This window comes from Sporomusa sp. 246TCP1 (assembly GCF_057319775.1).
Map to the genome: position 1 here is coordinate 4,490,211 of NZ_CM170492.1, position 13,113 is coordinate 4,503,323.

General features: G+C 43.4%; 12 protein-coding genes. 1 reads left to right on the forward strand and 11 read right to left on the reverse strand.

Features of this window, described 5'->3' with window-relative positions:
• Positions 1–98: 98 nt before the first annotated feature.
• From caiT to AC1ECB_RS21220, 4 genes are all read right to left on the reverse strand, one after another.
• Positions 99–1,700, reverse strand: coding sequence for an L-carnitine/gamma-butyrobetaine antiporter (gene caiT, locus AC1ECB_RS21205; protein WP_485665647.1), 1,602 nt, complete (start codon positions 1,698–1,700; stop codon positions 99–101).
• A 151-nt stretch (positions 1,701–1,851) separates the two neighbouring features.
• Positions 1,852–3,252 carry a trimethylamine methyltransferase family protein gene (locus tag AC1ECB_RS21210; RefSeq protein WP_485665648.1) on the reverse strand — a complete coding sequence of 467 codons (1,401 nt, stop codon included), beginning with the start codon at positions 3,250–3,252 and terminating at the stop codon, positions 1,852–1,854.
• 60 nt (positions 3,253–3,312) lie between these two features.
• Positions 3,313–4,113 (reverse strand): methyltetrahydrofolate cobalamin methyltransferase, encoded by an 801-nt coding sequence (locus AC1ECB_RS21215; protein WP_485665649.1) that lies wholly within the window; start codon positions 4,111–4,113, stop codon positions 3,313–3,315.
• A gap of 19 nt (positions 4,114–4,132) precedes the next feature.
• Positions 4,133–4,771 (reverse strand): corrinoid protein, encoded by a 639-nt coding sequence (locus AC1ECB_RS21220; protein ID WP_485665650.1) that lies wholly within the window; start codon positions 4,769–4,771, stop codon positions 4,133–4,135.
• A 510-nt stretch (positions 4,772–5,281) separates the two neighbouring features.
• Here AC1ECB_RS21220 and AC1ECB_RS21225 point away from each other — a divergent pair.
• Positions 5,282–6,754, forward strand: coding sequence for a sigma-54 interaction domain-containing protein (locus tag AC1ECB_RS21225; RefSeq protein ID WP_485665651.1), 1,473 nt, complete (start codon positions 5,282–5,284; stop codon positions 6,752–6,754).
• 99 nt (positions 6,755–6,853) lie between these two features.
• On the opposite strand, the gene AC1ECB_RS21230 is transcribed toward AC1ECB_RS21225, so the two are convergent.
• From AC1ECB_RS21230 to AC1ECB_RS21260, 7 genes are all read right to left on the reverse strand, one after another.
• Complete coding sequence (locus AC1ECB_RS21230) at positions 6,854–7,123, reverse strand: hypothetical protein (RefSeq protein ID WP_485665652.1); 270 nt, start codon at positions 7,121–7,123, stop codon at positions 6,854–6,856.
• Between the two features lie 137 nt (positions 7,124–7,260).
• A complete protein-coding gene (gene ptsP / locus AC1ECB_RS21235; RefSeq protein WP_485665653.1) occupies positions 7,261–8,997 on the reverse strand; it encodes a phosphoenolpyruvate--protein phosphotransferase in 1,737 nt (578 codons plus the stop codon).
• 20 nt (positions 8,998–9,017) lie between these two features.
• A complete protein-coding gene (locus tag AC1ECB_RS21240) occupies positions 9,018–9,287 on the reverse strand; it encodes an HPr family phosphocarrier protein (protein ID WP_485665654.1) in 270 nt (89 codons plus the stop codon).
• 10 nt (positions 9,288–9,297) lie between these two features.
• A complete protein-coding gene (locus AC1ECB_RS21245) occupies positions 9,298–9,750 on the reverse strand; it encodes a PTS sugar transporter subunit IIA (RefSeq protein ID WP_485665655.1) in 453 nt (150 codons plus the stop codon).
• 58 nt (positions 9,751–9,808) lie between these two features.
• Positions 9,809–11,182: a PTS fructose transporter subunit IIC gene (locus AC1ECB_RS21250; RefSeq protein WP_485665656.1), complete on the reverse strand. Its 1,374-nt coding sequence runs from the start codon at positions 11,180–11,182 to the stop codon at positions 9,809–9,811.
• Between the two features lie 36 nt (positions 11,183–11,218).
• Complete coding sequence (gene pfkB, locus AC1ECB_RS21255; protein WP_485665657.1) at positions 11,219–12,157, reverse strand: 1-phosphofructokinase; 939 nt, start codon at positions 12,155–12,157, stop codon at positions 11,219–11,221.
• Between the two features lie 12 nt (positions 12,158–12,169).
• The gene (locus AC1ECB_RS21260; RefSeq protein WP_485665658.1) at positions 12,170–12,940 is read right to left on the reverse strand and encodes a DeoR/GlpR family DNA-binding transcription regulator; all 771 of its coding nucleotides are present in this window, start codon (positions 12,938–12,940) and stop codon (positions 12,170–12,172) included.
• Positions 12,941–13,113 lie beyond the last annotated feature (173 nt).

Here is a 13,113-nt window from a genome sequence, read left to right on the forward strand (position 1 = left end):
TAGCCTTGTATTTTTCTCTCAAGTTGTGCGTAGCCAACGCGGTGATTGTGTCGTCCCTATCGACCAACAACAAAAATTATGAATTTACTCACTCAGCATCAGCAGGACTCATCATCATTACGCGACTCAGTCACTACTACTTCAGAACCTTTAGCTGAGCTGAAATTATGTGTACTCCTAGGGAGTTCCGAATCTGAATCGAGCCAGTCATTACCTGCCTGCTTAATAAAACCATATATAATAATCCCAATGATAAACATAGCCGGAAAGGAACCAGCAACGGCAGCAGCCTGAAGCGGCTTCATCCCCCCCAGGAATATCAGGGTGAGCGAAAGGCCACCCAAAACCATCGCCCAAAATACGCGATTCCACTTGGCAGGTTCCTCACCCTCCTCCAGCTTTGCTGTCGTAACCATAGCGAGAGTATAGGCAATACTGTTAATAACAGTTGCGGTTGAGATAAATAGCAGCACCAGAATCAGGGGTAAGATGATAAAACTGCCAGGCAATGTGGCAAATATTTCGACAATGGCCCTGGGAACACCATGTGCTTTAATAATTTCCCCCAGATTGAGTACTCCCCGTGTTTGTAAGTCAAGCGTGTAGCTGCCAAATACCGCAAAATAGGTGTATACACAAGTTACCCCCGAAAGTGTCGCACCAAGAACAAACTCCCGTACCGTTCTGCCGCGGGATATTCTGGCAAGATACATTCCTGTGCCGATAGCAAAAGCAGTAAACCAGGCAAAGTAGAAAATTGTCCATCCCTGGGGAAAACCGGAGTTCTGAACCGGATCAGTATATAAGCTCATTCTCATAAAGTTGTTAAGCATTACGCCCAAACTATCAAAGAAATTGTTGAAAATGAACGCAGTCGGACCAACTACTAAAACAAAGGCCAGCAACCCAAAACCCAGCCAGTTCCTAAAGTCGCTTAAGAATCGGATACCTTTATCCAGTCCACCATATACGCAAATGGCGACAATAATTGTCCAGATAATAAGAATTGCCGCATCCAGGCCAAGCGTATGTGGTATACCTGTAATCTTGGTGACAACCTCACTTAACAGCGGTGTCCCCAAACCGATGGAAGTACTAATGCCGGCGATCATGCCAACCATGTAAAAAATGTCAATCACCTTGCCAGCATATCTGCCGCCGAAGTCTCCCAGAACTGCCTGAAAGGCCGCGCTGGGCCTGAATACATCGGTGCCTTGAACAAAGAATATATAGCCAAATACAACACCAATCCCCACATAGACAGCGTAACTGCTTGGCCCCCAATGGAACAACGGGTACGAGGATGCCACGGCCATAGCCTGCGGTGAAAATGGTTCTAAGCCAAAAGGCGGCGAGGATAAATAGAAGTAAAACTCAATGGGAGCCCAGTAAACAATGGCTGCTGTAGTGCCTGCGGAAAATAGCATTCCCAGCCAGCTAAGAGTACTAAACTCAGGTTTATCGCCACCAAAACGTTTGTTGGCAAACTTGCCAAACACAAAATAAAGCACTACTGCAAAGTTAGCTAATATGAAGAGCTCATAGCTCCAGCCCATCGGGCCGGTTAAAAATGCAAATACTTTATTGACTGCGGCAGTGCCTGCCTCGGGATTGGTTATAATAGCTGCACAAATAATACCGACTAATACTAAGGGCGGCCAAAACAATAGTTTATCAATAGAACCATTACCATTTTTCATTCGCCATTCCCCCTACATTTCAATACACAAACCTAAATTATACCCATTCCCCTCTGCGGAGGGGTGCCGCAAAGCAACGGCGTGGCCGGCATAGGATAACCACCCCGCCCTCCCGGCACCCCTCCACAGAGGGGAATGGGGTTTCACAATCTTACTTTCTTTGTTCCATATAGCGCTTCAAAGCAGCGTCTATATCTGCAGGCAATGATGGTTCTGCGTATTCAGCCAACATCTTTTTCCAGCGTGCATTAGCCCGTTGCTCGATGGTTAAACCGTCTTGGTTAACTCTGGCTCTATCACTCAACTGCGCTTGGAAAAACTCTTTGCGGAAATTAGCGAAGGTATGTTTGTTAGTGATATATTCGCCACGGGGACCGACTTCTTTAATAGCATCAAATGCCAACGTATCGTCGCTTACGGTAACGCCCCGGCCAATCCTTCTTACCATCCCCATAATTTCGTCGTCTATCATTAATTTCTCGAAAGATGTACAATTATAAGTATCTAAAATACCGGCAGCATGGAGAATGAAGTTGCCGCCGGCCATTTGAGCCATCAGCAAGGTCATCATGGACTCATAGCCGGCTTGGGCGTCGACCTGTTTGGTGTCGGAAAGAGTGCCGCTTATCCGGCAAGGGAGATTATAATATTTTGCCAGTTGTCCATTGACCAGGGAGAAGAGTGCGCCTTCGGGAGCGCCAATAGATAGATTGCCATAACGCATATCTGTACTGGAACCAGAAGCGGAATAGACAATCGGCGTGCCAGGATTTACTGTTTGAGCCAAAACAATCCCTGCTAAAATTTCCGCATTTTGCACAGCAATGCTCCCGGCAATAGTTGCCGGCGAGGTCGCTCCGGCAAGGCAGAGCGAGTTGATCAATTGAGGCTGGCGGTATTCGGCATAAGCGATGATAGCGCCGGCCATTTTGTCGTCATAGCTAAGTGGCGTCAATGTGCAGGAAATACCAATAATTACAGGCTTATCTTTGATGGCATCTAGGCCGCCATGGGCAATTGCCGCCATTTCAATGCTATCTTTAGCAGCTTCATAGCCCAAAACACTGCCCATAAGCGGTTTGTCACTGTACTTAATTGTGTTGTAAACCATGTCCATATGACGAGTATTGGGATCAGTATCGCCAGGTTCGCAGGAGATGTGGCTTTGAATATCGATATTATCCATCTTATGACATAGTTTTACCAGTTTAATAAAGTCATCTAATGTGCCAGGCCGCCGGCCTTTGTCCAGATCTAAGACGAAAGGCGAGCCATAGGGACCCACAAAGTACATCTGTTCAGTATCAATTTCAACACTTTTTTCCGGGTTGCGGCCATGCAGGGTAAAAGAGGATGGAGTGTGTTTCAATGCCTGTTCTACCATACTTTTTGGAAAATAGACTCTTTCTCCCTCAACTTTAGCACCGCCTTTGGCCAAAATTTCCCTAGCCGGCGCGTAACTAAAGATGACGCCAACTTCCTCCATGATTTTAAGAGAGGTTTCATGGATCTTTACAATTTCTTCCGCTGAAACTGTCTGATATCTCTGCATGTGTTTTATTCCTCCTTAAGAATAGCTCCCCCTTGAAAGTTGAAGCTTGCTATAATTTGTTTACTCTTCATAAAGTCCTTTGCGATGAGCTTTTAAATAGCCCATGCAGTAATCATCGTTTCCTAACAGGGTCGTGCCGGCATAGATAACACCCATCATGCTCTTATCTGTGGGATTCAAAATATACCCGTCCATCCCCAATGTCATGGTCTGAGCCACAAACAACCGATTCAGCACCTTCCGGTTAGGCAGCCCGTACGACACATTGCTTAAGCCGCACATAAAGTGAACTTTGGGATAGTTTTGCTTAATCAGCTTGATGGTCTCCAGCACTTCAACCCCTGCTGTCTGCACGCTGCTTACCGGTTTTACCAAAGGATCAAAATAGATATCATCGTCTTTAACCCCTGCCGCAGTCAATTTACCATACAAGCTGTCCACCACCCGCATACGGTCAGCCGCCGTCTCAGGCATGCCATGATCATCCATGCACAGGGCAACTACCTTGGCTTTATACTTCAATACGAAGGGCAGGATTGCCTCAAACCGTGGACCCTCGTCTGTAATGGAATTAATCATTGGCGTACCGTATTTAGCCAAGGACAAGCCGGCTTCTAGTGCCAAGGGATTCGGGCTGTCTATACAAAGAGGTGCCTGTACAGCTTCCTGAATGGTAGTTACCAGCCACTCCATATATTCCACTTCATTAAAAACCTTATTGCCGCAATTGACGTCAATATAGTTAGCGCCTGCATCTAACTGTTCTCTCGCCACTTGCTGAATATATTGAGCATTTTTCCCCTCAACCGCTTCACTGATGGCCTTCCGGCTCGTATTAATCAGTTCTCCTACGATTAGCACGATGTAACCCCCATATTAATTACTTATTAACTACCATCTCAGCAGCCATTTCCTTACAAGCCACAGCATCAACACAATAACCGTCAGCACCGATTTTATCGGCAAACTCCGGGTATAAGGGAGCGCCGCCAACCAGGACCTTCACTTTATCTCTCAGACCGGCTTCTGTGATCGCATCAATGGTATCCTGCATGGCCATCATCGTAGTTGTGAGCAGTGCGCACATGCCGACAATCTGGGGCTTATGTTCTTTGATTGCCGCTACAAAAGTCTCAGGTGCAACGTCTACACCAAGATCCACTACATTGAAACCGCCGCTTTCGAGAAGCATGACTACGAGATTTTTGCCGATATCATGGAGATCGCCCTTTACCGTTCCCATGACAAAGGTAGACACATTGGCCGAATCCTCCGCGGACAATAGCGGCTTGACAATTTTTAACCCTTCCGACAATGCTTTGGCCGACATCATAACTTCAGGAATAAACATTTCTCCTGCCTTGAACTTGGGCGCAACTATGTCCATGCCAGCCAGCAAACCCTTGCTGACAATCTCCATCGGACTCACGCCGGATGCTATCATACCTTGGGTGATCGTCTTTACCTCAGAATCGTCACCATGATACACCGCTTCAGCTAACTTATCAAAATTACTCATACAATACATACCTCCTATAAATATGTTATTAGTTATGACACAATAATCGCTGAAAATTTACCTCCTATGAATCTTACTTACATTCATAGCTACTGTGCCTTCGCTTTTATCTATTGCATGTTTCATGCCATTCTTGTATGTTGTATTAATATTGCTTATTAAAAAAACAAATTTTATGCTTTTTTCAATAAATTTTTAACAGTAAGCTTACTTTAGGATTCATTTTGAATCATTTTTACTAGTTAACCTCGGACACTTATATAGCAAATTCAATCAATTTAACCAGAGTAACGCTGACTCAATTCACTACTGACAAAGTTCCTTTCACTTGAATAGCAAGAAAAAAGCCATATATACGGCACCATTATTTACTGAATATTCAATAGAAATAAGGCTTGTTAACTAATATAAGAAGCGTTATAATACCACTGAAAGATATTCTTTCAGGTGATGATAATACTGTCATATTTTTTATAAACGTCATGAATTAGTGGTAAGGGGCTGTATTTAATGGCAAAAAAAACTTATGAAGATTTAGAAATTGAAAACCGTTTATTGCATTCCATTATTGATGTGGTATCAGATGGAGTCTATGCGGTGAGCGTTGATGGAACTATTCTTATCTGCAATAAAGCTCATAAAAAAATGGATGGGACAACCCATAACCACGTGGTGGGAAAAAAAGATGTTGACGTATATTACTTGGAGCCTGAAAACTTCCAACGCTATGCTGTAACAAAGAATCCCGAACCCTTGCTAGATCAGTACCTGACCTATACAACGGTCACCGGCAAAAAAGTCGATATTGTCTATAATTCATACCCATTCTTTCATAATGGAGATTTGTCTGCCGTTATCTCAATCGGTAGAGATAAGCCATCAATAAACGAATTGCTTACCATGGTATTAAATTCATTTAACAATAAAAAGTCTAACAGAATCACCAATGGTACCCTTTATACATTTGAAGATATTATCGGTAACAGCGCCGAAATCCAAAAAACCCTAAAACAAGCCCGCAAGGTAGCGCAAAACCAATCTACTGTTATGCTTTTAGGCGAAACAGGCACAGGTAAAGAGTTGTTTGCACAAGGCATACATAATGCAAGTGCATACAACTCTCGCCCATTTATTGCTGTAAACTGTGCGGCGATACCAGAAACTCTAATGGAAAGTCTTATGATGGGAACAATTAAAGGCGCATTCTCTGGAGCCTTAGATACCCCTGGGTTTTTTGAGCAGGCCGAGAATGGAACTTTATTTTTGGATGAGATAAACTCGTTGTCTATTTCTTTACAAGCAAAGTTATTAAGATTACTGCAGGATAAAACAGTTCGACGTCTGGGCGATAATAAGGAACGCAAAATTTCGTGCCGGATAATCAGCGCAACCAACCAGGATTTATTTATTATGGCCCGCAACGGCTCTTTTCGTGAAGATCTTTTATACCGTTTGACACCCGTTATTCTAGATATTCCTCCGTTACGCGAGCGAGCGGAGGACATACCTATGCTCGCAAAAGAGTTTGTATCCCGGTTCAATGATCAACTTGCCATGAATATAAAACTCGTAGCACAAGATTTGCTGCAACTATTCTTCTCTTATCGTTGGCCGGGAAATGTTCGCGAGTTAGAGCATGTAATTGAAAGCGCTATGAGTATGGCTGAAAGCACAGAAGCAATATTATCTAATGAACATCTACCTAGGATTTTAAAGAAAAGACTTATGAGTGATCAAGAAATCACCGGCTTAAGTAATATTAAAGCAACAGCTAACAAATCACTGCCTGAACTTGTACATCAATATGAGAAACAAACCATTGAGAGTGCACTAATACTAAATAATGGCAATGTCAGCCAGTGCGCTATTCAACTAGGTATTACCAGGCAAAATTTGCATTATCACCTCCGCCGGTTTGGAATTAACTCTGTTTTATATAAAGCCCAATCTATCAGCGATACAACTAATCCCCCTTTACCGTAAGCGTTATGTATGCCGCGCCGGTTCCTGCCGTGAATATATTGCATTAAATAAAAAAGGCTTCCAAATTAGGAAGCCAAATAGTACATCTCTATTAAACTATTAAAGTGGGAAACAGAGACGTGGGTAACATCCCTGCCGCGGATAACAGTACTGACGTGGATAACAGTACCGGCGAGGATAGCAATATCGCCGCGGATAGCAATATCGCCGGGGATAACAGCCAAACCCTATTCCTAACCCCAAACCTGCAATAAAAGGCAGTAGTTGCCTGTCTCCTCTGGCATTCTCTTCATCTTCCCAGTCTTCTTCGTCATCATCCCAATCTTCAATCTCCGGTTCTTCCCAATAAGGGCGTTTTTTATTCGCCACGCAAGCCCCTCCTTTCACGCTTCTTTGTTACATAATATGCAAACATTCTTCATACTGCTACTAAAAGAAAAATCCCGCAACCCCTTATGTAAGGTATTGCAGGATTATATTACCGGTAATAGCCAATTAGAGTTGAATCAAATTCCGTTTTCATTGTAGAAAGATTCCAGCTTTAACCGAATGTCGTGGGCAGTATTCATTTGCAAAACATCTTCCAGCAAACTTTGGCATTTCTCCAATTCCAGCTGGTTTATTGTGTGTTTTACTTTCCTAATCGCGGTCGCCGACATACTAAATTCATCCAAACCCAATGCCAATAGCAGTGGAACGGCCTTAGGATCTCCAGCCATACCGCCGCACATCCCGACGAATTTTCCTTCAGCATGAGCGGCATTCACAATATTCTGGAGAAGACTGATAATGGCTGGATTAAAATGGTCGTATAAGTAGTCAATTTTCTCATTCATCCGGTCAACCGCCAACGTATATTGAACAAGATCATTCGTACCGATACTAAAAAAATCAACCTCTTTGGCAAATTGCTTTGCCAGGATAGCCACCGAAGGCACTTCCACCATGATACCCACTTCGATTTCCTCATCAAAAGAACTGCTTTCCGCTCTAAGCTGCTCTTTGACTTCTTCCACTATGCCTTTGGCAATTCTCCATTCCTCAAGGCTAGATATCATCGGAAACATTATTTTTACCTTACCATAGGCACTCGCGCGCAAAATCGCCCGTAATTGCGTTACGAATAGCGGCTTCTGATCAAGGCAAAGCCGTATAGCTCTATACCCTAAAAACGGATTCATTTCTTTAGGTATCTTCAAATAAGAAAGTTCTTTGTCACCACCAATGTCTAACGTGCGAATGATTACCGGCTTATTCCCCATAACCCGGACAATATCCCGGTACAGTGTAAATTGCCTTTCTTCGTCCGGCAAACTGGCTTCTGACATATATACAAGCTCCGTTCTTAGCAAACCTATGCCTTCGGCTCCTTGTTCCAGAGCATATAGAGCATCTGCTGCCGTACCAATATTCGCCCCAACCTCAACTTGATATCCGTCCTTGGTAATAGCCTTTTGGGATGCATAAGCCGCTAAAGCACTTTCGTCTTTAGCTTCTTTAGCCATTCTCTCTAAATAGATACGAATCGTTTCTTCCTCAGGATTAACAATACACAGGCCAGCCGTGCCATCAACGATAACGGTTTCACCAGCTTGAATTTGCTCAAGTCCCACACTAATTCCAATAACAGCAGGAATACCCAAAGTTTTGGAAAAGATGGCGGTGTGTGACGTTTTACCGCCCTTTTGCGTAACAAAAGCCTGGATATATTTTTTATTAAGCAGTACGGTATCGGTAGGCGCTAGATCATCCGCAATCAGGATAACTTCCTCACGAATATCTCCCAAATCTAATCCTTTTACTCCAGTCAAAGCTGCCAACAGCCGGTTACCGACGTCTCTTACATCAGCAGCCCGTTCCCGCATATATTCATCCGGCATATTTTCAAATATTGACATAACTTTTTTTACAACTTGATCAACTGCTTTTTCGGCTGAAAATAGTTTTTTACTTATTAGCTTTTCCATTTCAGGGCAAAATGTGGGATCTTGCAAAAAGCTTTTCTGCGCCTGAATAACACCTGCTTTTTCAGCACCAACTGTCTGCTGTGCATGCTCAATAAGTTGTTCAATTTCCTGAATGCATTTTTCTTTGGCCTCTGCAAGCCGTTTTATTTCTTGGACAACGTCAGCTTCTGATATATCATTAAATTGCTGATCATGAACACTATGAGCATAGCGAATTACTTTCCCAATCCGAATTCCCTCCGAAACCCCTATACCAGATAATCTGATTTCAGCCATTGCTTTTCACCTTTCAAAAGTTATTCCTCGCCAAATTTATTGTTGACCAACTCCAGGAGTGCTTTTACTGCTAGCTCCTCGTCATCCCCGCTGGCCTCAATTACAATTTTAGATCCATATTCAAAGCCCATGGTCATTAATCCTAAAATACTTTTACCATCAGCTTCCAGGCCTTCTTCATTTCTAACCATAATATTAGCCTTAAATTCATTTGCTTTTTCCATAAACAACTGCGCCGGGCGAATATGAAAACCGGTCTTATTTTGCAATACGCCTTCCACAACGATCATACTGCACCTCCTAAATAGATTGCAGAACTGCATAAAGTTCTACCGATGAATTAACCGCCAATAGCTTTTTCCGAAAATCCTCATGGATTAATTTCCTGGATAAAGCAATTAAAATTTTCATATGCTCGTTCCCGGCATCTTTGTCAGGTACACCGATAAGAAATATAATTTGCACTGGCTTTCCATCCAAAGAATTCCACTCAACCGGGTTAGCCAGTCTAGCGAATGCCAAACCAGCAGCAGCTACACCGCTGGATTTGCCGTGAGGAATTGCCACACCAAAGCCGATACCTGTTGACCCTTTTTGTTCCCGCTCATTCACCGCAGCCAAATAGACCGCCTTATCGTTCACAAATCCAGCCTTTTCCATGCCATCAATCATTACCTGTAAACATTCGTCCCGGCTTGATGCATTTAATTCCAGAAAAACAGTTTCTTCTTTAATAATATTTACTATTTCCACAGCATTGCACCTCCTGTTATTTTAAAAACACTTCTTGCGTCGTTCTATTTATTCACCTTTATACAGACGTTTTATTCTTCTTTACTATACTGATTAATAATGCTGTCACTACGGTTCCAGCAAGAATAGAAAGCACATACATGGCCAAATTACCCACCGCATTGGGAATCAGGAGTACAAAAATTCCGCCGTGCGGCGCTCTTAACGTAGCCCCCAATGCCATCGACAACGCACCGGCAACTGCAGAGCCAGCCATAATGGAAGGAATAATACGGAAAGGATCGGCTGCCGCAAACGGAATAGCCCCTTCGGTAATAAAGGAAATACCCAGCACTCCCGCCGCCTTGCCAGCTTCTCTCTCTTCAACGGAAAATTTCTTTGGCGCAAGAACAGTAGCCAGCCACAAACCAAGGGGAGGAGTCATCCCTGCAGCCATAACAGCGGCAATAGGTCCATACAGACCGCTTCCAAGCAGCCCAATCGCAAAGGTGTACGCCGCTTTATTTACCGGCCCACCCATATCAAAGGCCATCATTGCCCCCAAAAGCAAGCCCAGCAAACTTGCATTCCCTGTGCCAAGATTGGTAAGCCAACCGCTAAGTCCGTCCATAACAGCTTTCATTGGACTACCAATCACATAAATCATCAGCAAACCAACAATCGCACTGCCAAAGAAGGGAATAATCAATATTGGTACCAGGCCGGCAAAGTTTTTTGGCAAATTAATGTTCTCTTTCATCCATTTTGCAACATAACCTGCCAGAAATCCGGCAATAATCCCGCCCAGAAAACCTGCTCCAACCTTAGTTGCCAGCATCCCGCCAATAAGCCCTGGAGCAAGACCAGGCTTTTCCGCAATCGAAAATGCAATAAAACCTGCAAGTATCGGAACCATCAGAGCAAACGCCGCACCGCCACCGATATCCATCAGTGCCGCCGCCAACGTTCCCTGTTGTTTAAAAGCTTCAATGCCAAATAGGAACGAAAGCGCAATCAGCAAACCACCGGCTACAACGAGCGGCAACATATACGACACACCTGTCATCAGATGTTTGTACGGTCCTGTCATTTGCGTTTTTTTTGTTTCTTTGCTTTGTGCCTCCTGGTCAACAAAATTCTGTTCAGAAGGCTTCCTGGCTAACGCTTGGTCAATCACACTCTTGGGATCTTTAATTGCTTCCCCAATGGCAACCTTTACAACCGGCTTACCGGCAAAACGAGATTCTTCTACATCTGTAGCCGCGGCAACAATAATAGCATGAGCTGCGGAAATGTCCTCTGACGTTAATTCATTTTCAATTCCTACTGCACCACGGGTTTCAATCTTGATCTCAACGTCTTTTTCCTTCGCCGCCTGCAGCAGAGCCTCAGCAGCCATATAGGTATGAGCTATACCTGTCGGACAAGCTGTAACCGCTAGAATCTTTTTCACATCAAACCCTCCCCTTCATTTTAGAATTTGTTGACGTTACATTCTTTCGACTTGTACTTTATTCAAAAATTGTTGGACTTCTACCAGTGAACATACCTGTGTACCCGGTTTGGAAGCTGTTATCGTCCCTGCGGCAGTAACCCACTGCGCTGTTTCCGCCAAAGAGTGCTGATTTAGCAGCGAATAGGCCAGCACTGCAACCATTGAATCCCCTGCCCCTACTGTACTTTGGGGTACTATAGAACCAGTCCTTACTCGATAGGTTTCCTCCCTGTCCAGGATAATGGCGCCTTGCGCACCCATGGAAACAATGATAAGCTCAATACCCTTTTCCATAATCTTTCGGGCTGCACGAATAATGTCCTGATCATCTGCCATTTCGCGACCTGCTAATTTTCCCAACTCGTGAATATTAGGCTTAATTGCAAAAGGTGCTGCCTGTATCCCGGCGAAAAGAGCCTCATCATCTGCATCCAAGATGGTTTTCACATTTTTACTCTTAGCGATTGCCGTCAATTCGCGATAAATACCATACTCGACGTGAGGCGGCAAACTCCCGCTCAAAACTAGATAAGAAGCACCTTCCAGGAGTTTTGCAAGCTGAATCTTAAAAGTATTTATTTCTTTTTCCCCTACCGCAAAACCAGCCTCATTGATTTCAGTTGTAATATTGGAACTGGCATCAACCACTTTCAAATTTGTTCGCGTTTCACCGGATATTGTCAAAAAGTTAGCAGTGATTCCTTCTAAAGCCAGATATTGCAGCAGGGTTTGCCCTTGAGCACCAGCAATCAATCCTGCGGCAGTAACATTTATACCAAATTGCTGTAACACTCTGGCGACATTAATTCCCTTGCCCCCCGGGTCCATTCGTACACTTTGTACGCGATTCAATCCGCCAACTTGCAGCTTATCAACAATTACTGTTTTATCAATTGCAGGATTTAAGGTAACCGTAACTACATATGGTTTCAAACTAATCGCCTCCTATGGGGTTACTATGCAAACCTGAACACCTAATTTCTCCATTTTATCAACTACAGCCTGTGTTACTTTATCATCAACTATACAGGTATCAATTCTTGATACCTCCGCAAATTTAGCAAAGGCTACCTTCCCGATCTTTGTATAATCTGCTAATAAGAAAACTTGTTTGGCTATATCAATCATCTTAGTTTTTGTAGCTGCTTCCACAATATTCGGAGTTGTTAGCCCCTTATGCAGATCCAGTCCGTTTGTTGCCATGAACGCCTTCTCCACCTGCAGCATACTAAGAGAACGCTCCGTAATCGGGCCGACCATCGCCAATGTATTTTGCCGCAACGTTCCACCAGTAATAATAACCTCTATCCCTTCCACTCCCTGTAGCTCCTGAGCTAATATAAGCGAGTTAGTTACAACCTTTAAGTTAGCGAACCTTTTCAGCTCTTTAGCTAAATAGGCAGTTGTAGTTCCTGAATCAATTACTAAGGTATCTCCATCCTGAATAAACTCTGCGGCCTTTCTGGCAATACTCTCTTTTTCCTTTTGGAATTGATCTTCTTTTTCTATAAAAGTTGGTTCAAAATTGACAGTCTCCAGACACACAGCACCACCATGGGTTCTTTTTAAGAGTTTTGCATCCTCTAATTCCTGCAAATCCCTGCGAATTGTTGATTCCGATACCTGGAATATTTTGCTGAGCTGTTGTACAGAAGCCCTTGAATACTCCTGTAGATATTCAACAATCTTCAACTTGCGTTCTTCCTCATATAACATGTTTACATCCCCATTTTTTCCACGCTAATCCTTTTTGCTCATTTATGATTGTTTGTTCTTGTATATGATTATATTCTGATTATTCTCAACTGTCAATATCTTATCTATAAATATATAAAAAAGACAGTAGATGGTGCATCAATCTGAGCTGCACCATCTACTGTCTTTTTTAT